We start from the raw sequence: 20,647 nt of genomic DNA, 5'->3' as shown, positions 1-20,647 counted from the left end.
AATGTCTTTTTTACTGGATTTTTCCTTTTGGTTGCCAGTTTAATAAGATAACAGCCAAAATTATTAAAACTGAACCTATCATATCAGCTAAATAGAAATGCATATTAAAAACTAAAATAGAACCAATTGTGGCTGAAATAGGTTCAAAGGCATCTAACATACTTGCAGTTGTTGCCTTAACATAGCGTAAAGCACTAGTAAATAATTGAAATGGAATAATCGTTCCAATTACTAATACACATAATAATGGCACAATAGCTTGTGGTGCTAAAATGCTAGCACTAACGTGAGGATGGATAATAAATAATCCGACTCCTGCAATTAGTAATCCCCAGCCTGTGACGGCAGTTGGAGAAAATTCATGAATTAATGACTTGGGAATCAGAGTATTAGTGGCTACTCCAATCGCTGACAAAAGCCCCCAAAACAAAACTTGTGGAGTTATTGCTAAATGATTTATATTTCCATGTGTAGCAAGAATAAATACACCAATAAATGCAATAATTGTACAAATAACTTCAATTCTTCTAGGTGCTTGACGCTTTACAATTGTTAAGTAGAACAGTATAAAGAAAGGACCTATAAACTGAAGAATAGTAGCTATTGAAGCATCACCGTATTTTATAGCTTCAAAATAACAGTATTGAACTGGAATTAAACCTAATAGCCCAAACATGATAATTGTAAAGCTACTTTTTTTGGTTTTCCAAATTTCCATAGGCTTATCTTTATTTAACCAACTGAAAAATAATATCACTAAACCACTTATAATCATTCTTATTTGACTTACAAATATAGGTGTATTACTTCTATCCAGGTTAAAAATGAATTTAGCAAAAATCCCAGATATTCCCCAGAAAGTACAGGAAATAATAATCATTATCGTCCAAAATTTCTTTTTATTTTCCATGGATAAAAATTTCCTTCCTAAAAACATACTCACTTATTATACACGGAAAATACTTGAATAAACAGTTAAAATTTAATTAACTAAATATTATTTCAAATATAAATTAGTATCTCGAAATACTTTCGAGCTAGTTCATCATTCATTTTAGATATTAATAATATTCATGCGATACTTCCATTGATCCATAAAAGTATCTTTTTGCCATTCATGATATTTGCGTTTTTTCTTTCTTACACCAACAGCTTGGTTAAGATAGGTCGCACCCGCTATTTGGAAAGGTTCATGCCAACCGTGTACATGTCCATAAAATACATATTTAATTTCAGGATAATCTTGAATTAACTTGCCTAAATGTTGACTACCTAAAAGAGAATTTACCATTTTAAAAATACGAATTTCTTTGTCACTCTTTAAAGTAGCAGGTTTTGACCATAAAGCTTTACTATTAGGTACAAAATGCGTTACAAATATCACTTTCTTTTTAGCTTGTTTGGCTAATTCAAATTGTTGTCTAGATTGCTGTAAAACTAATTGCTCACGCTCATTATCCGATATTGGTTGGTTTATACCAGCATCAATCCAATAAGTATTTTTCCAACGCTTAATCTCATCCTCGGTCAAAGTAGGGGAGAAACTATAATCATACCATCCATTGTTTCCAATGATACGCCAATCAGTATTAGGAATATCAATGTAAGCATTATGCAGATAAAAATCAGAGATATTATTATTTTCTAGTCCTGCAAAGGTTATGTTTTTCAGCATGTCATGATTACCAGCAATAAAATAAGCTTTCCCAGTAATTAAGGTATTTAATTTTTCAAAATAGCTCTTTGTCTTTTGAAAATCATTAAACATATCTCCAGCAAAAAGATAATATTCCACATTCTGTTCGTTTAAATAATTAGCTTGTAAGGACACAATTTCATCAGGATCTTGTCGATTTACATCTAAATGATTATCACTAGAAATTGCAATTTTCATAATTCCCATTCTCCTATTTGAATAATAGCTAGATTATAGGTGTAATTTAGATAAAAAGCAAATGATAATATATAATTTTTATGCTAAAATTAACTTATCAAGTTAAGAAGGGGGATTGCCGCATGGATTTTAAGAAATTAGACCCTGAATTATGGCAAGCCATTGCAAACGAAGAACAACGTCAACAAAACAACATAGAGTTAATTGCTTCTGAAAATATTGTTTCAAAGAACGTTTTAGACGCTCAAGGAAGTGTATTGACTAATAAATATGCTGAAGGCTATCCTGGACGCCGTTATTATGGCGGATGTCAATTTATTGATGTTGTAGAAAATTTAGCAATCGATCGTGCAAAACAACTTTTTGGTGCTAAATATGTTAATGTTCAACCTCATTCAGGTTCTCAAGCAAACGCTGCTGCTTATATGAGTTTGGTAGAGCCTGGCGATACCATCATGGGCATGGACTTAGCTGCTGGTGGTCATTTAACTCATGGTTCTCCAGTTAACTTTAGTGGAAAGACATATAATTTTGTTAGTTATGGTGTCGATAAAAAGACTGAAATGCTAGACTACGATGAAATTGCTAGATTAGCACGTGAACATCAGCCTAAATTAATTGTTGCAGGAGCCAGTGCTTACTCTCGAATTATTGATTTCTCTAAATTCAGAGAAATTGCTGATGAAGTAGGGGCAAAATTAATGGTTGATATGGCTCATATTGCTGGTTTAGTTGCGGTCGGTCTTCATCCAAATCCTGTTCCTTATGCTGATATTACAACAACTACTACACATAAGACACTCCGTGGTCCACGTGGAGGAATGATTTTAACTAATGATGAAAATTTAGCTAAAAAAATAAACAGTAATGTTTTCCCAGGAACTCAAGGAGGGCCATTGGAACATGTTATAGCTGGTAAAGCAGCTGCTTTTGGTGAGGCATTAACACCTGAATTCAAAGAATATGGTGAACAAATTATCAGAAATACTCAAGAAATGGCACTATGCTTTGCTGATAATGAAAAAGCTCGCTTAGTATCTAACGGTTCAGATAATCATCTTTTACTATTAGATGTTAGAAACTTTGGTTTAAATGGTAAAGAAGCTGAAAAATTACTTGATCAAGTAAATATTACGGTTAATAAAAATTCAATTCCATTTGAAACACTTAGTCCATTCAAAACAAGTGGTATTCGTATAGGTACACCAGCAATTACTAGTCGTGGCTTTAATGAGGAAGATTCATATCAAGTTGCTAAGTTAATTCTTACAGTTCTTGAAAATAAAGATGATGAACAGGTCTTAGCTGATGTAAAACGTCAAGTTAAAGAATTGACAGATGCACATCCAATTTATGCTGAAGATTCAATTAGATAATTAATTAAAGAGATGTACGTTATTCCAATGTACATCTTTATTTATAAGGAGAAAAACAATGAATAGCAGTTTAATAGAAAAATTTTGGACAGATTTTTGTAATAATCATGGTATTAGCCAATCTAGTCATTATGAGGCATATAGCTTTGGTGATCCAGAATCAGCTGATTATATAGCTGATTTAGTCAAAAATGGCATAAAAACAGCAACATCTTCAGCACTAGAATTATATGAAGAAAATGAACGAATCCCACAAGTTGGCGATTATAATGTAATTCTTGATAGTCAAAATTTACCAATTTGCGTTACACAGACTAAAGTTGTTGAAATTGTACCATTTAATCAAATTATGGTTGAACATGCATATCATGAAGGCGAAGGAAATCGTTCATATGAATATTGGCATAATGCGCATGTAAAGTTTTTTAATGCAGAATTTAAATCTGCTAACAAAGTTTTTACAGATTCTTCGCCAATTGTTTGTGAAGTTTTTGAACTCATAAAATAAATTATACTGTTAATTTTGCTTAATTGACGCTATTTTTAGCGTAATTTCAATAAATACTTGAAATTAGCTAATTACATAATAATAGGGGCTCCCTGTTATTTTTTTGTTTGTCTAGTTTACATAATATACATTATCGAAAGTGCAATTAAAAGAAAAAAGGTCCCCCGAAACCGCCCCAGATAAAAAATAACGATTTTCAAACTAGAAAATCGTTATCCATAAAATTAATCATTTTTATCATACGAATTTATCAAATCTTTTTTGTCATTCCAAAACGGAACTTTTGCAACACCATTAACTTTATCTTTAGGAACAAATCCATAATAACGACTGTCATTTGAAACAGCTCGATTATCGCCTAAGACAAAATATGAATTTTTAGGAACTGTAATTATTTTTCCTGTACCCAATGCTACACCTTGTTCTTCAACAGCAGCTTCTTGAATGTTTAATGTACCTTGTTTTTGCTGTTTCTTAGATATGTAGCTTTGAGATTCTTTTTTACCATTTACATATAATGTACCGTCATTCTTGTATTCTACCTTATCTCCAGGTAAAGCGATAACTCTTTTAACATAACGTGCGTTTTTAGCAACATCTGGACGTTTATCTACCCCATACGCATCAAATACAATCACTGAATCTCGTTTTATTTTAGCATGATGAATTTCCATAACTAATTCTTTGTCTTGTAAATTAGGAAACATCGAGATACCGTCTACTCGAACAACTGTAAATACAAAAGTTTTTATTAGTAATCCAACTAATAAGCTGATTGCGATGGGAAGAACCCAACCTTTCAATATTTTCACTTCTAACTCACCTTTCTGTTTTAACGTTAATCTGATACCTAGAGTATATCGTATTAATAAAAAAGTTCATATAACTTAAAACATAATTTAATCTTTTTATGATATATAAAAAAGCTAAAGCATCCGCTCTAGCTTTCGAATATTAAAAATCTAATTTTTCAATATCTTTCATCCAACCTAAAGCAAGCGCCTTTTCACCTAAATGAGTTCCGATAACTGGTCCAAAGTAACTAACGTCAATTGGATAATCCGGATATTTCTCTTGTAATTTAGCTTTCCATTCCATAGCCATTTCTTCGTTATTAGCATGAAAAACTATTAGTCTCAAAGGATAAGAACGATCTTTGATATTTTCTTCAAATAAGTCCTCTACACGCTTTAAAGCACGCTTAGTTGAGCGAACTTTATCAAAAGCTACAATTTTATCTGATTCATCATCAAAAGTTAAGATTGGTTTTATTTTTAAAACACTACCAATAAAAGCTGAAGCATTTGATAAACGTCCACCACGAACCAAATTTTGCAAATCATCAACAACAAAATATTCTTTAATTGTACTTCGTAGTGATTCTAAAGTTGAAATAATTTCATCAACATCTTTCCTAGCTTGTGCCATCTTAGCAGCAGCAATAGCAAGATTTCCCATCAAACGAACTGTAATTTTCGAATCAAATGGTATTACATCAATATTTGTAACTTGCTCTCTGATATTTTCAATTGTTTGAACCAGGCCAGAAATTGTTCCGGCCAAATGAATACTAATTACAGCATCATAACCTTCATTTCCTAATGATGTATATAAATTAATAAGTTCTCCGATTGCAGGTTGAGATGTACTTGGAAATGATTCTGAAGTTTTTAACTTGCTGTAAAATTCTTCTGTGGTAATATCAATACCTTCATTATAAACCTTGTTATCTATAATAAATGGAATAGGAACAACTTTAATTCCATATTGTTCTGCCACTTCAGGTTCTAAATAAGCTGTACTATCAGTAACAACAGCGATTTTCATAAAGTGTACACCTACTTTTTTTATAATAACATTTATTATCATACCATAGATTATATCTACTTACTATCTAGGATAAGATAAATTTTAAAAATACCTAATTAATTAATTTGTTGTAAGCGTGTTGCTAATCTATTTAGTAAGATTTTTAGCAAGTTATCTTCTTCATCTGTCCAATGTTCAAAAATTTGTTGATTTAATTCTTCAAATTTTTGATTCATTTTATCTAAACTTGCTTGTCCTGCCTCATTTAGTGAATATGAGGATGCTGGACGAGAACGAATCTTTTCTTCTGTTCTTATTACTTCTTTTTTAATTAAACGCTTGGCATCAAGTCTAGATAATTGTCGACTCAATGTAGATACATCTAAATTAGTATTTTCAGCTAAAAGTTGTTGTGTATTGTAGCCTTCAACAATTAATCTTAATAGTTGCCATTCAGCTACCGTTAAATTAACTTGTTTAGCTCTTTTTTGTAATAAAGCTTGATAACTTTTACTTACTATCAAAAGGTTCTCTTTTGTACTCTTCATAGTCCTAACCTCACTTCACAGTAATCCTGTAAAATATTATGCTACATAGATTAGTAAATTTCAAATGTTTTTTGGTACTATCAAAAAATATTTGAAAATATAAAATGCAAAGTACATGCAAAAAATGAATATCTGGTATAATATCAATATTAGTGTGAATACCAAATTAGAACGGAGCTGATATCATTGACTTTTGATGGTTTATTCACTCATGCAATGATTCATGAATTAAATCAAACTTTACAAAATGGTAGAGTTACTAAAATATCTCAACCTTATCCAAATGAGGTAATTTTAACAATTAGAGCTAATAGGACTAATTATCCTGTGCTACTATCTGCTAATCCTCGTTATGCTAGATTTCAAATTACACAAATCCCTTATACTAATCCAGCAGTTCCAACTAATTTTACTATGATGTTAAGAAAATACTTGGAAGGTGCAAAATTGCTAAAAATTAAGCAATTAGATAATGATAGAGTTGTATATTTTGAATTTCTAACTCGTAATGAATTAGGAGATAAACTTCCTTTACTATTAAGTGCTGAAATCATGGGAAGGTATAGCAATGTCATTTTAATCAATCAATCAACAAATAAGATTATTGATACTATCAAACATGTTGGAATGGATCAAAATAGATATCGAACTTTATTGCCAGGTGCTACTTATCGTCAACCACCTACCCAAAATAAAGAGAATCCTTTTGAACAAGATTCAAATACATTTGAAGAACTTATACAAAAATACCCTAATCGCGAAGTTTTAGCTGACAACTTATTAAAGCAATATCAAGGTATTTCTAGAGATAATGCACTTGCTTTAGCAGATAAATTGCATTCTTCAAATAATTTTGTCCAGGCTTTCAATGATTTTCTTGCAATGACAGAAGATCCTATTCCTACAATGAATGGTAATAACTTCTCGATTTTTGCTGATAATCCTAACGATAAAAAATTTACTACTTTAAGTGAAATGTTGGATGTTTTCTATCATACTAAAGCTAATAGAGATAGAGTACAGCAACAAGGTGGACAATTACTACACGTTATTAGAAAAAATCTACAGCGAAATAAGAAAAAGTTAAAAAAACTCTCTAATGAATTAAAAGCTACAGAAAATGCTGATGAGTATCGTATTAAAGGAGAAGTTTTAACAACGTATTTATATCAAATTAAACGTGGTATGACTAAAATAACTCTTCCTAATTTTTATGATAATAATAAAGAAATTACAATCTCATTATCTAACCAACTGTCCCCTTCTCAAAATGCACAAAAATACTTCAAAAAGTATCAAAAACTTAAGAATGCTGTTACTTTTGTTAATGAGCAAATAGAACTTACTAAAAAAGAAGTTGCTTATCTAGAAGAAATACAAACTCAAATAGAATTAGCAACTCCTGCTGATTTAAATGATATTAAAACGGAGTTACAACAAGAAGGTTATATTAAGAAAAAGCAACAAAAAAGTAAGCATAGTAGTAGAGTAAAAATTAATAAGCCTGAATCTTTTATAGCAAGCGATGGAACTGAGATTCTAGTTGGTAAAAATAATTTGCAAAACGAAAAACTCACTTTGCATACTGCTAAAAAGACTGATATTTGGTTACATGCAAAAAATATTCCTGGCTCTCATGTTATTATAAAGTCTAATAATCCTAGCGATGAAACTTTATTTGAGGCAGCGATGTTAGCAGCGTACTTTTCTAAATTTAGAAGTTCTGCTAATGTTCCTATCGACTATGTTCAAGTTAAAAATATTCGTAAACCTAATGGAAGTAAACCTGGATTTGTTATTTATGAAGGACAAAAAACGTTGACTGTTACGCCAACTGAAGACTTTGTATTAGAACTTAGACAAAACAAAAAGTAGGAATTATTATTCCAAAATTCTAATTGGGATAATAATCCTACTTTTTTAATCTTCAATAATTTTAGTATAAATATTTTCAATTGTATCAGTTTCAGCATCAACTACAAATGATCCATTCGAATATCTATCATTTAATTGGTGATCTTCAGGTTTTACAGTTTCTTGCTTACCATCTGACAATAATAATACTAATTCTTGGTTTATTTGAACTAATTCAGCAAAAATTATACGATGTGGCTTAGTTTTTAATTCTCTTAAAATTTGAACACCACGTCTTGCTCTTGTAGTCAATGGTACGTCAGCTACTTTCATCTTCTTATAACTGCCACGTTGAGTTATAATAGAAACTTCGTCACTTTCAGATACTAAAATAACATTTGCTAATGTATCATCTCTTAAATCCATGCATTTTACACCAGCAGCTAAAGCTCCATTAGTAGGGACTTCATCTAGACTATATCTCAATCCATATCCTGTATAGGATGCACAAAAGACTTGAGATTTATCAGATTCAACTTGGGACACTGAAATCACTTCATCAACATCAGTCTTTAATTTAATATATCGACTAGCACGTGTCTTATATGTTCGTCCTGGTTTTAAATCAGCCAATTTTACTTGTTTTATATAGCCCTCTTTTGTAGCTATTAAGAACTTTGCATCTTGATCTATATTTTCAAAAACAAAAGCATTTAAAACATACTCGTCATTTCCTAAACCTACAGTTTGAGATAAATGTTCTCCTGTGTCTTTCCAACGAGATTCTATAACTTCATGAATAGGACGATAAATTAGGTTACCTTTATTAGTGAAAATAAATAAATGTGATAAAGTATTAACAACACTTTGTAAAATTGGATAGTCTTCATCTTTTAAGCCATTCTCATCATTATCAGATGCATTGAATGATCGAAGCGATGAACGTTTAACATAACCATCATGGGAAACGAGTAGCATTACATCTTCTTGAGCAACCATTACTTCAGTTTCGATCTTCAATGATGAAATTTCATCTTGAATGACAGTTAAGCGTTCTGAACCATATTTCTTATTAATAGCATTTAATTCCTTACGAATTACTTTATCAAGTTCTTTTGGATTAGCAAGGATATTTTCAAAATTAGTAATAGCTTTTTGCAATTCTTCTGCTTCTTTTTGAAGTGCAGTAACATCAGTATTTGTTAACCTATATAATTGTAAAGAAACAATTGCTTCTGCTTGAGCTTCAGTAAATGAAAATTCAGATACCAAATTCTTTTTAGCATCAGACTTATTCTTAGATGCACGAATTGTTTTAATAACATCATCTAGAATAGATAAAGCCTTAATTAATCCTTTAACTATATGTTCTCTAGCTTTAGCTTTTTCCAAATCGAATTTTGTTCTTCTAGTTGTTACTTCACGTTGATGTTCTAAATAAGCTTCTAAAATTGTTTTTAGCCCTACATGTTCAGGTCGCTTATTGTTGATTGCTACCATATTAAAGTTATAGGAAACTTGTAAATCTGTATTCTTAAATAGATAGTTTAGAATACCTTGTGCATTGGCATTTTTCTTTAACTCAATTACTACTCGAAGACCTTCTCTATCACTTTCGTCCCTTACTTCAGAAATACCTTCTACTTTTTTCAATATTCTCAATTCATCAATTCGTTTAACTAAAGCTGATTTATTAACTTCATATGGAATTTCAGTAACAATAATTTGCTGCTTATTGCCTCTGATATCTTCAATCTTAGTTTTTGAACGTAAAACCGCTCTACCACGTCCTGTTTCATAAGCTTTTTTAATTCCATCTATACCTTGCAAAATACCACCGGTTGGGAAATCCGGTCCTTTAATAAATTGCATTAAATCGTCTAGGCTAGCATTAGGATGATTTATCAAATAAATTGCAGCTTCAATTGTTTCACTCAAATTATGAGGAGGAATTTCAGTTGCGTAACCAGCAGAAATTCCTGTAGCCCCATTTACTAACAAATTAGGGAAACGTGCTGGCAAGACGGTTGGTTCGTATTCTGTATCATCGAAATTAAGTACCATATCGACAGTTTTTTTATCAATATCTTGCAACATTTCAGAAGCAATTTGAGATAATCTAGCTTCTGTATAACGCATAGCAGCTGGAGAGTCTCCGTCCATAGAACCGTTATTTCCGTGCATTTCAATTAATGGTTCACGTAATTTCCAACTTTGACTCAAACGAACCATAGCTTCATAAATAGAGGTATCACCATGAGGGTGGAAATTACCCATAACATTACCTACAGACTTAGCAGATTTTCTAAATGCTTTGTCATGAGTATTTCCATCTTCGTTCATTGCAAATAAAATACGTCTTTGAACCGGTTTTAGTCCGTCACGAATATCAGGTAAAGCACGTTCCTGAATAATATATTTAGAATATCTACCAAAACGCTCTCCCATAACAGCTTCTAGTGATAATTCTTGAATTTTTCTTTCAGTCGGCATTAATTACCACGCTCCTTACCGTTTTTAATAATCATTTTTATCAAATAAAGCCTCTGTATCCTTTAACTTATCGTCAGAAATTTCGCCATGAGCTCCTTCAGCGACAACTGTATCTAACAAGCTTCCATCTTCTTCTAAAGTAAATTTAACATTTTTTTCAATCCACTTACGACGAGGTTCTACTTTATCACCCATTAGAGTTGTAACACGTTTTTCAGCTATTGTATCATCATCTATTCTCACACGAACCAACGTTCTTGTTTCCGGATTCATAGTTGTTTCCCAAAGCTGATCAGCGTTCATTTCTCCTAACCCTTTATATCTTTGTAAAGTGTATCCTTTTTTAAGTTCTTTAGTAGCACTTTCTAATTCAGCATCAGTCCATGCATACTTAATAACGCGCTTTTTCTTAACAGTTTTTTCAATCTTATATAATGGTGGTAATGCGATGTATATTCTCCCGGCATTAATCATTGGTCGCATATACTTATAGAAGAACGTTAATAACAATGTCTGGATATGTGCACCATCAGTATCAGCATCAGTCATGATAATAACTTTATCATAATTTGCATCATCAATGTTAAACTCTGCACCTACTCCAGCGCCAATAGTATAAATCATGGTATTGATTTCTTCATTCTTCATGATATCTTGTAATTTGGCTTTTTGTGTATTTAATACTTTTCCTCGTAATGGTAGAATTGCTTGGAATTTTCTATCTCTTCCTTGTTTTGCTGAACCACCAGCAGAATCACCTTCGACTAGGAACAATTCATTACGTTTAGCATTCTTAGATTGCGCAGGGGTTAACTTACCCGATAATAGGCGTTCACTTTTACGTCTCTTTTTGCCATTTCTACTTTCATCACGTGCTTTACGAGCTGCTTCACGTGCTTCGCGTGCCTTAATAGATTTTCGAACTAACTCTTGGGCAAAATCACCATTTTCCATTAAGAAATAACCTAATTGCTCATTAACAACACTATCAACAATTTGACGAGCTTCAGGAGTTCCTAATTTTCCTTTAGTTTGTCCTTCAAACTGTAGTAATTCTTCAGGAATACGAACAGAAACAACTGCTGAAAGACCTTCACGAACATCACTACCTTCAAGATTCTTATCTTTGTCTTTAAGAAGGTTAATTTTTCTAGCATATTCATTAAAAGCTTTAGTCCATGCAGCTTTCATTCCCGCTTCGTGTGTACCACCATCTTTAGTACGAACATTATTAACAAATGACATTATAGTTTCAGAATATCCATCATTATATTGGCCTGCAACTTCAACTTCGATACCATCTTTTTTACCTTCAAAGTACATGACAGGACCTAATACATCTTTATCTTCATTTAAATATTCTACGAATTCTTTAATTCCTTCCGCATATAAGAATTCTTCTTCAGTATATGGATCGGTTCTTTCATCTGTTAAAGTAATCTTTACACCCTTTAATAAGAAAGCAGATTCTCTTAATCTTTCTGCTAAAGTATTAAAATTATATTTTGTTGTTGAAAAAATATTAGCATCAGGTTTAAAAGTTACTTTTGTACCACTTTTACGTTTAGCTTTACCAATTTTACGTAAAGTTCCTACAGGTTGCCCACCGTTAACAAAATCTTCTTCATATTCAATGCCATCTCGAACAGTATTTACAGTTAACTTTGAGGAGAGTGCGTTAACGACAGAAGCACCAACGCCGTGTAATCCGCCTGAAGTTTTATAGTCGCCTTGGCCAAATTTACCACCTGCATGTAAAACAGTAAAAATTACTTCTACTGTTGGAATTCCCATTGAATGCATTCCAACTGGCATTCCACGTCCGTTATCGACTACTGTTATTGAATCATCTTTATGAATAATAACGTTAATTTCTTTGCCATAACCAGATAGTGCTTCATCAACTGCGTTATCAAATATTTCATATACTAAGTGATGTAATCCACGTGAATCTGTAGAGCCTATATACATCCCAGGACGCTTTCTAACAGCTTCTAGGCCTTTTAGAACTTGAATTGAGTCATCATTATAATTATTCTTTGGCATGCTCTTCTCCTTTCTGACTTTAAAAGTCACGTCTTTAATATCATATCGCATTTTTCTATCTCATATCAAGCAATTATATGGATAAATTTTAATTTTAATTAATGAAAAATAGTTTCTTTAATGTTAATATAGTGTATGAGTGACTACTTTAGGAGGAATTTTTTAGTGGATATAAAAATTATCTTAATGCTTATTATAGGATACCTTTTAGGATCTATTCCATCTGGTGTTTGGATAGGAAAGATATTTTATAATAAAGATATTCGTAACTATGGTAGTGGTAACATGGGTACTACTAATACCTTTAGAGTTCTGGGAAAGAAAGCTGGTATCGTTGTATTATTAATGGACATGTTAAAAGGAACTATAACAGCTTGTTTACCATTTATTTTCCACGTAAATGTTAGTGTGCTATTGATTGGATTATCTGCAATTTTAGGTCATGTATTTCCTATTTTTGCTGGATTCAGAGGTGGTAAGGCAGTTGCTACAAGTGTAGGTGTATTACTTGTATATAATCCTTTATTCTTCACAATTGCATGGGCCATTTTTATCATTACTTTATATATTAGTAGTATGGTAAGTGTTGCTAGTATGTTAGGCTTTACACTTGTTTCTATCATTTCCTTATTTTTCAATGATCGAGTTTTAACAATCGTAGCTATTGTATTAACTATATTCGTTTTTGCTAGACATTGGAAAAATATTGAAAGAATTAAAAATGGAACTGAAAATATGGTTCCTTTCGGTTTAGGATATCGAAGACGACAAAAAAATACAAAATAAACCTTTGGAATGAAAAATCTTTATTTCCAAAGGTTTTTAATTTGCAATGATATCATTCTTTTCGCTATACTAGTAATGTTACATAATTTTAAAGGAGGAAAATTTAATGAGTATTTTTTCTACTATCTTAGCCTCTTTAGTTGCTTTAGAAGCTTTATACATCATGCAGTTAGAAATGTTTGCCTCTAAAGAAAAATTAGAAAATGTCTTTGGATTAAGTAAAGAATACTTATCAATGGAAGAAACTAGAGTTTCAATGAAAAACCAAGGTCTATACAATGGGTTTATTGGTGTTGGTTTGCTATTCTCTCGCTTCTTTTTCCCTGTAAATTCTCAATTTATAGGTACTACAATGTTTGTTATCTTTGTTATTATTGCCGCAATTTATGGATGGCTTAGTGCTAAAAATATCAAAATTCTACTTTTGCAAGGTACACCAGCAATATTAGCTTTATTATCATTAATTATTTTTAAATAATACATTTTCAACAAAAAAATGCTGCAGCTTACTAATTCAAATCGTAAACTACAGCATCTTTTTATTTTAATATCACTTTGAAATTCATACAATTATTTCTCAATTATTTCCTTTGTTACTCTGACAACTTCATTTCCTTGTTGATAAGATAACCTCAACAATACTACATTTTCTCCCTTCGAAGAGTGATATTCATATTTAAATTCTAACAACTTTAATTTAATACTCTTACTACTTTTAATTGTTGGATGTAGATTTTTATCTAAAGTTAGCGTCACATCATCGAAAATATATTCCTTTATACCCAGTTTAGTACTTTTATCAGGTAATTCTCCTCCACGAAGCCACTCTTCTGTTTCTTTCTCGCTATATTCCATACTACTTATACCTCATTTCATTTCTTTCTTAAGTACATTATAATATCGAAATACAACTGTTGTACCTTGTTTTTTGATAAAAATAAAAAGTAGCCCATTTCGTAAAAACGAAATGAGCTACTCAATTATATTTTTAATAAAATCTCACAAGTTGCGAAACTCTAAAATCTTATCGTAACAGGATTAAAGAGCGTTTGATGCACCATGGTATACAATACCACGACGGCTATCAACTGTTACAACTTCACCGCTCTTGATCAATGATGTTGCATCCTTAGCACCAACAACTACAGGAATACCCATAGAGATACCTACTACAGCTGCATGAGATGTTAAACCACCATTTTCAACGATTAAAGCAGATGATTTTTCAATAGCTGGTAAGTAATCTTTGTCAGTTGTCTTTGTTACAAGGATTCCACCTTCAACAGCGTTCTTGTTTGCTTCATCAGCAGATGTTGCAACAACTGTCTTACCGATAACAGTTTCATCACCAACACCTTGACCTGAAACTAACTTAGAACCAATTAATTGGATCTTCATGATGTTTGTAGTACCCTTTTCACCTACAGGAACACCAGCAACGATTAAGATCAAGTCGCCTTCCTTAGCTAAACCAGCCTTCTTAGCTTCTTCTGTAGCTAATTGGAACATTTCATCAGTTGATGAAGGAGCATCAGCCAATACAGGTTGTACACCCCAGTTAACTGTTAAACCACGACGTGTACGGTCATCAAATGTAACAGCTAAAATGTCAGCATTTGGACGGTACTTAGAAATCATACGTGCTGTATGACCAGATTTTGTAGCAGCAACAATTGTCTTAATGTTCAAGTTTTCTGCTGTTTCAGCAACTGAACGACCAATTGCTTCTGTAACATCTGTCTTATCAAATGCATCTAATGTCAATGCTTTATGTTGACGTAATGCATTTTCAGACTTGATGTCGATACGTGCCATTGTAGCAACAGATTCTACAGGGTAGTCACCATTTGCAGATTCACCAGAAAGCATTGTTGCATCTGTACCATCAAATACAGCGTTAGCAACGTCAGAAGCTTCAGCACGTGTAGGACGTGGGTTTTCTTGCATAGAATCAAGCATTTGTGTAGCTGTAATAACTGGCTTACCAGCTAAGTTACACTTCTTGATTAATGATTTTTGTACCAATGGAACATTTTCAGCTGGGATTTCAACACCCATGTCACCACGAGCAATCATCAAACCATCAGAGACTTTCAAGATTTCATCAAAGTTGTTGATACCTTCTTGAGATTCAATCTTAGGGAAGATTTGTACATGTTCCATGTGCTTTTCTTCAAGTAATTCACGAATATCTAAGATATCTTGTGGCTTACGTACGAAGGAAGCAGCAATGTAGTTAATGTCTTGGTCTAAACCAAAGCGGATATCATCAGAGTCTTTTTCTGTAATACCAGGTAAGTTGATAGAAACACCAGGAGCATTAACACCTTTACGAGAACCAAGTGTACCTTCGTTTAATACTTTACATACAAGTTCTTTGTTTGCATCGTCTTTCTTTTCGATTTGCATATCAATCAAACCGTCGTCAAACAATACATGTCCACCTTCGTGAACGTCATCGTATAAACCAGGGTATGTTACAGCGATTTTTTCTTTTGTACCTTCAATAGAATCGTCCATAGAAATACGTACTTCATCACCGATTGCAAAATGAATCTTGCCTTCTTTTTGAACAGTTGTACGGATTTCTGCACCCTTTGTATCTAATAAGAAACCTACTGTTTTACCAGTAATTTTTTCAGCTTCATGAACTAAATTCATGCGGCCTAAGTGTTCTTCATGATCACCGTGTGAGAAATTAAAACGGAAAACATTTGCACCTGCTTCGATTAACTTAACAATTGTATCTAGGTCAGAACTAGCTGGTCCAAGGGTACTTACGATCTTGGTCTTTTTCATGAATAAAACCTCTCCTTTGAAAATATTAAAAGATGACTTTCATGTCTATCTTTGCCGAAAGTTAAAATAAATACTTTATCGATACAAAATTAGAAACGAACACGATCATTCAAATCTTGTAATGATACATCTGTTTGATGTTTGTGATTTTCAAGTGTATCAATGATATCAGTTGCAACCAATTGATTATCATGAATACCAATAGCTAAACCACCCTTACCTTCAAGTAATAAGCGAATAGCATAATCACCAAGTCTTGTAGCTAAAACACGATCTTTAACAGTTGGGCTACCACCACGTTGGATATGTCCCAAAGTAATAGCACGACTATCAAAATCACCGTATTGATCAAGCTTTTCTTTGAATTCAGCAGCGCCCATTACGCCTTCTGCTAAAACAATTAAGCCATGATCTTTACCGTTTTTACGGTTTTCGGAAATTTTATTTGCGATAGCTTCAATATCGTATTCACGTTCAGGAATAACAATTGCATCTGCACCAGTAGCAATACCAGACCATAATGCAATATCACCTGCGCCACGACCCATAACTTCAACAACGAATACACGTTGGTGTGAAGTTGCAGTATCGTTGATACGATCTAATGCTTCCATTGCAACATTAGCAGCAGTATCGAAACCAATTGTAAAGTCTGTACCTGGAATATCATTATCAATAGTTCCTGGTACACCAATTGAGTTGTATCCGTGCATAGTTAATTTTTCTGCGCCATGGTATGAACCATCGCCACCGATAACAACCAATGCTTCAATACCAAATTTCTTTAATTGTTCGATACCTTTCAATTGTGTTTCTGTTTCTGCAAATTCTGGGAAACGTGCAGAATATAAGATAGTACCACCACGATTGATAATTTCATCAAGTTTTGTAGATTCCATCTTAAAGATGTTACCTTCTACAAGTCCTTTATATCCGTAGTTGATACCGTAAGCTTCAAGACCTGCATTCATTGCAGAACGAGCAATCGCACGTACAGCTGCATTCATACCAGCTGCATCGCCACCACTAGTTAAAATACCAATGCGTTTCATTTTTTCACCTCAAGTATATATTTCAGTAGAACTACATTCTCCACAAGTAATATTACCACTTTTATAAGCAATTGTCTTGTAAAAATATGAAAAATTAAGTAAAAATTCTGATTTTTTTGTAAAAAAGCCGTCAAAACCAACAATTTTTTTGAAAAAGTAACTTAATTTATTTCAAAACTACATTTTCAACTCCTAACAACTCTACAAGTCTATTGTAAACTATTTTATCCTTTGATAGCCATAATTTTTTATTAAGAAGTTTCTTTTTCCCCGATTTTTCATCAACTATAATAACAGGTACATTACCACTATTTTGGAGCATTAACTTTTCAAGATTTCTCCTTTTACTTGTATCGAAGGCTTTTGATAAGCGTAGATAATAAGTTTTTATTCTTACATCGTTTGCTAACATCGCTTTACTAATTGTTATGGCCAATCCTCTTGTTGTATCAACTCTACCTTCAATCAAGATTATATTTCCATCTTCCAAAACTGATGAAAATCTCTTATATGCATTAGGGAAAAACGTTAAATCCATGTTTCCAGTTTGATCTGCTGCAGTTACAAACGCCATTTGAGAACCATTTTTAGTTCTAATGATTTTTATAACTTTTATCTGCAAAATCATTGAAACATACTTATCTTTATTAGACTCATTTATTTGAGAAACTCTAGTTGAATTGGTTAAATAGATTAACTCTGTATATTTTTCGACTGGATGGCCTGATAAATAAGCCCCTAGATAATAATTCTCTTTTTCTAAGAGTTCATCATTTGAAATCTCTATCTTTTCTACAGTCATTTTCTTGGGTGCTAACATTGAAAATAGTTCAACATTATTTCCACTAAGTTCAATATTGCTTAATAAGCGTGGTAACATCGCCAACAATTCTTTTCTAGATTGACCAAATGTATCAAAGACACCTGAATAAATTAAAATCTCTATTAATTCTCTTTTTAAGTATCTTTTATTGATTCTTTGCAAGAAATCCTCCATGTTTTTGAAAATACCACTTCGTTTTCTTTCTTGCAAAATATCTTGAAGAAAGTTCTTTCTCAATGACTTAATACAACTTAAACCAAAGTAGATTTCCCCATTACGTAAGATATATAGAGATTGACTAATATTGATGTCTGGATGATGAACTTTTACTCCCTTATTCTTAGCTTCTAAAACATAATCTTTAGTTTTACGTGGATTTCCAATTACTGAATTTAATAAAGCTGCAAAGAAAGCTGCTGGATAATGTGCTTTTATATATGCTAATTCAAATGACATTTTTGAATAAGCAACTGCATGTGACCGGTTAAAACCATAATCTCCAAATTCCATGATGTAAGCATACACTTTTTTAGCAACTTCATGCGTGTATCCTTTTTTCATCGCACCATTAATAAACATAACTTCCATTCGCGAGATGATATCATGTTTCTTTTTACTCATCGCTCTTCTAAGCAAATCCGCTTGTCCTAAAGTAAAGCCTCCCATAGTAGAAGCAACTTGCATAACTTGTTCTTGGTAAACCATAATTCCATAAGTTTGCTTCAAAATACCTTCCAGTTCTTTTGAAGGATAAGTTATTGGTCTTTCACCATGCTTTCTTGCAATAAATTCGTCAATATTTTGAATAGGTCCTGGACGATATAAGGCATTTACCGCTGCTACATCTTCAAATGAAGTAGGCTTTAATTTTGTTAGTACCCCTCTGATACCAGCTGATTCAAATTGAAAAATACCACTTGTTTCTGCATTTTGATAGATCTTTAAAGTTTCAGGATCATCCAAATTAATTTTTCTTATATCAAAATCAATATGATAACCCTTTTTTATTAGTGTAATTGTATTTTCCAAAATTGATAAATTTCTCAATCCTAGAAAATCCATTTTTAACAATCCAACTTCTTCAACTTGATTTTTAGCAAATTGACTCATTAAAATACCATCGCCACCAATCTGAACTGGTACGTGATCTACTAAATCATCATCACTTAAGATAATCCCAGCTGCATGTGTAGAATAATGTCGTGGTAGTCCTTCAAGTGCAATGGCTGTTTCGAATAATAGTCGATTCTTAGAGTTATCTGCAACTAAGTTCTTCAAAGATTGGCTACTAGCATACGCTTCTTTTAGAGTAATTCCATATTCTTTAGGTATCGCCTTACTCCACGCATCTACTTCATAAGTTTTTAAATCAAATACCCTAGCAACATCGCGCAATACCTGTTTTGTTTTTAATGTTCCAAAGGTTATGATCTGTGCCATATGTTGCTGCCCATATTTCTGATGTAAGTATTCAATGATAGTATCTCTTTTTATATCAGGAATATCTAAGTCAATATCTGGCATTTGAGCACGTTCTTCATTCAAAAAACGTTCAAAAATCAAGTCATACTTAATAGGATCAATATCAGTAATATATAAGGTATATGAAACTAAAGAACCAGCTGCTGATCCTCTACCTGGACCGGTTAAAATATTATTTTCATGAGCAAAATTTGTCACGTCCCAAACAATTAAGAAGTAATCATCAAATCCCATGCGATGAATAACTGATAATTCATAATCTAATCTATTTTGATATTCTTCTTGGTTCTTTATATTTTCTTCCGCTATTCTTTTAGCTAATCCTTCTTGACATAATTTTCTTAAGAAATCTTCTGAATTTAAGCCATTAGTTTCTTTAAAATGGGGTAACTGTGTTTTAGGAAAGTTTAATGTTAAGTTACATTGAGCAATCACATTAATTGCATTTTGATATGCACTACTTAAATAATCTGTACCTAAGCGCTCATATTCCTCAGGTGTATGTAGATAATTTCCATCATTTTTAAAATTCCAATTCGGATTAACATTTTCACCAGTTCCTATGGCTTGTAATACCTTAGTACTAAAATAATCACGTTCTTTTAAGTATTTAACTGGTGTTAATAAAATCGTCTCTAATTGTAACTTCTCAGCAGCCATTAAATCATTATTTATAGCATCTCTATCATTAGGATTAACACCATAATAAATTGTCTCGGCAGCTGACACTAATGTTTGTAATTCTGTCACTTGATCACTTATTATGTCATTTACCGTTAGATACGATGGATTCAATACAACAATTACATCCTGTAAATACTCTGTAATATCTGCTAATTTAAAAATATTTTTATAGTTCTCATCTACTGCAGTTAGTCTCTTTGAAGAAATATTCATCAAATTTTGATAACCATTACTGTTCTTAGCAATAAAAATATACTCATCATCGCTAGATTGTAATGTAATACCAATAATTGGCTTAATTCCTGCTTTAACACATTCATGATAGAAGTCCAAAACGCCATACATTGAATTTATATCTGTCAATACCAGAGCACTGTATCCCAATTCTTTTCCTAACTTTACATACTCTGAAATTCTCAATGGACTTTGCAACAAACTATATGAACTTAAAACTTGTAAGGGAGCATACATATAATATCTCTCCTTTCCTACA

At 32.2% G+C, this 20,647-nt stretch carries 16 protein-coding genes; 5 read left to right on the top strand and 11 right to left on the bottom strand.

Annotated features, from left to right (window positions below; genetic code table 11):
- Positions 1-10: 10 nt before the first annotated feature.
- Both PTA89_RS04750 and PTA89_RS04745 read right to left on the bottom strand, forming a co-directional pair.
- Positions 11-910, bottom strand: a complete 900-nt coding sequence (locus PTA89_RS04750) for a DMT family transporter (RefSeq protein ID WP_003704634.1) — start codon at positions 908-910, stop codon at positions 11-13.
- 144 nt (positions 911-1,054) lie between these two features.
- On the bottom strand, positions 1,055-1,894 hold the full coding sequence (locus PTA89_RS04745; RefSeq protein WP_324177005.1) for a metallophosphoesterase: 840 nt from the start codon (positions 1,892-1,894) through the stop codon (positions 1,055-1,057).
- 122 nt (positions 1,895-2,016) lie between these two features.
- Here PTA89_RS04745 and glyA point away from each other — a divergent pair, with 122 nt between their 5' ends.
- Both glyA and PTA89_RS04735 read left to right on the top strand, forming a co-directional pair.
- On the top strand, positions 2,017-3,270 hold the full coding sequence (glyA, locus tag PTA89_RS04740) for a serine hydroxymethyltransferase (protein WP_003704645.1): 1,254 nt from the start codon (positions 2,017-2,019) through the stop codon (positions 3,268-3,270).
- Between the two features lie 58 nt (positions 3,271-3,328).
- Positions 3,329-3,778 carry an ASCH domain-containing protein gene (locus tag PTA89_RS04735; RefSeq protein WP_003706289.1) on the top strand — a complete coding sequence of 150 codons (450 nt, stop codon included), beginning with the start codon at positions 3,329-3,331 and terminating at the stop codon, positions 3,776-3,778.
- A 224-nt stretch (positions 3,779-4,002) separates the two neighbouring features.
- On the opposite strand, the gene lepB is transcribed toward PTA89_RS04735, so the two are convergent.
- The 3 genes from lepB to PTA89_RS04720 all read right to left on the bottom strand — a co-directional run bounded on the left by lepB (position 4,003) and on the right by PTA89_RS04720 (position 6,135).
- Positions 4,003-4,590, bottom strand: a complete 588-nt coding sequence (gene lepB / locus PTA89_RS04730) for a signal peptidase I (RefSeq protein WP_324177004.1) — start codon at positions 4,588-4,590, stop codon at positions 4,003-4,005.
- A gap of 142 nt (positions 4,591-4,732) precedes the next feature.
- On the bottom strand, positions 4,733-5,605 hold the full coding sequence (locus PTA89_RS04725; protein ID WP_223657354.1) for a DegV family protein: 873 nt from the start codon (positions 5,603-5,605) through the stop codon (positions 4,733-4,735).
- 98 nt (positions 5,606-5,703) lie between these two features.
- Positions 5,704-6,135, bottom strand: a complete 432-nt coding sequence (locus PTA89_RS04720) for a MarR family winged helix-turn-helix transcriptional regulator (RefSeq protein WP_003700220.1) — start codon at positions 6,133-6,135, stop codon at positions 5,704-5,706.
- Between the two features lie 186 nt (positions 6,136-6,321).
- Between PTA89_RS04720 and PTA89_RS04715 the strand changes: the two genes are divergently transcribed.
- Complete coding sequence (locus PTA89_RS04715) at positions 6,322-8,010, top strand: NFACT RNA binding domain-containing protein (RefSeq protein ID WP_223688787.1); 1,689 nt, start codon at positions 6,322-6,324, stop codon at positions 8,008-8,010.
- A gap of 45 nt (positions 8,011-8,055) precedes the next feature.
- On the opposite strand, the gene parC is transcribed toward PTA89_RS04715, so the two are convergent.
- Together parC and parE are read right to left on the bottom strand one after the other, a co-directional pair.
- Positions 8,056-10,482, bottom strand: coding sequence for a DNA topoisomerase IV subunit A (parC, locus tag PTA89_RS04710; RefSeq protein ID WP_223688786.1), 2,427 nt, complete (start codon positions 10,480-10,482; stop codon positions 8,056-8,058).
- A 24-nt stretch (positions 10,483-10,506) separates the two neighbouring features.
- A complete protein-coding gene (gene parE, locus PTA89_RS04705; RefSeq protein WP_223688785.1) occupies positions 10,507-12,528 on the bottom strand; it encodes a DNA topoisomerase IV subunit B in 2,022 nt (673 codons plus the stop codon).
- Between the two features lie 165 nt (positions 12,529-12,693).
- Here parE and plsY point away from each other — a divergent pair, with 165 nt between their 5' ends.
- Complete coding sequence (plsY, locus tag PTA89_RS04700; RefSeq protein ID WP_003703540.1) at positions 12,694-13,314, top strand: glycerol-3-phosphate 1-O-acyltransferase PlsY; 621 nt, start codon at positions 12,694-12,696, stop codon at positions 13,312-13,314.
- Positions 13,315-13,420: 106 nt separating this feature from the next.
- Positions 13,421-13,792 (top strand): DUF1304 domain-containing protein, encoded by a 372-nt coding sequence (locus tag PTA89_RS04695; protein ID WP_003710137.1) that lies wholly within the window; start codon positions 13,421-13,423, stop codon positions 13,790-13,792.
- Positions 13,793-13,884: 92 nt separating this feature from the next.
- On the opposite strand, the gene PTA89_RS04690 is transcribed toward PTA89_RS04695, so the two are convergent.
- The 4 genes from PTA89_RS04690 to dnaE all read right to left on the bottom strand — a co-directional run bounded on the left by PTA89_RS04690 (position 13,885) and on the right by dnaE (position 20,625).
- The gene (locus tag PTA89_RS04690; protein WP_081559526.1) at positions 13,885-14,169 is read right to left on the bottom strand and encodes a hypothetical protein; all 285 of its coding nucleotides are present in this window, start codon (positions 14,167-14,169) and stop codon (positions 13,885-13,887) included.
- 183 nt (positions 14,170-14,352) lie between these two features.
- Positions 14,353-16,113, bottom strand: a complete 1,761-nt coding sequence (pyk, locus tag PTA89_RS04685) for a pyruvate kinase (protein WP_003700208.1) — start codon at positions 16,111-16,113, stop codon at positions 14,353-14,355.
- 89 nt (positions 16,114-16,202) lie between these two features.
- A complete protein-coding gene (gene pfkA / locus PTA89_RS04680) occupies positions 16,203-17,165 on the bottom strand; it encodes a 6-phosphofructokinase (RefSeq protein ID WP_003706276.1) in 963 nt (320 codons plus the stop codon).
- A gap of 166 nt (positions 17,166-17,331) precedes the next feature.
- Positions 17,332-20,625 (bottom strand): DNA polymerase III subunit alpha, encoded by a 3,294-nt coding sequence (gene dnaE / locus PTA89_RS04675; protein WP_324177003.1) that lies wholly within the window; start codon positions 20,623-20,625, stop codon positions 17,332-17,334.
- Between the last annotated feature and the right edge of the window lie 22 nt (positions 20,626-20,647).

The organism is Ligilactobacillus salivarius, assembly GCF_035231985.1.
GTDB classification, from domain to species: domain Bacteria; phylum Bacillota; class Bacilli; order Lactobacillales; family Lactobacillaceae; genus Ligilactobacillus; species Ligilactobacillus salivarius.
The sequence above is the reverse complement of the archived record's forward strand: the minus strand, read 5'-3'. Positions and strand labels throughout refer to the sequence as shown.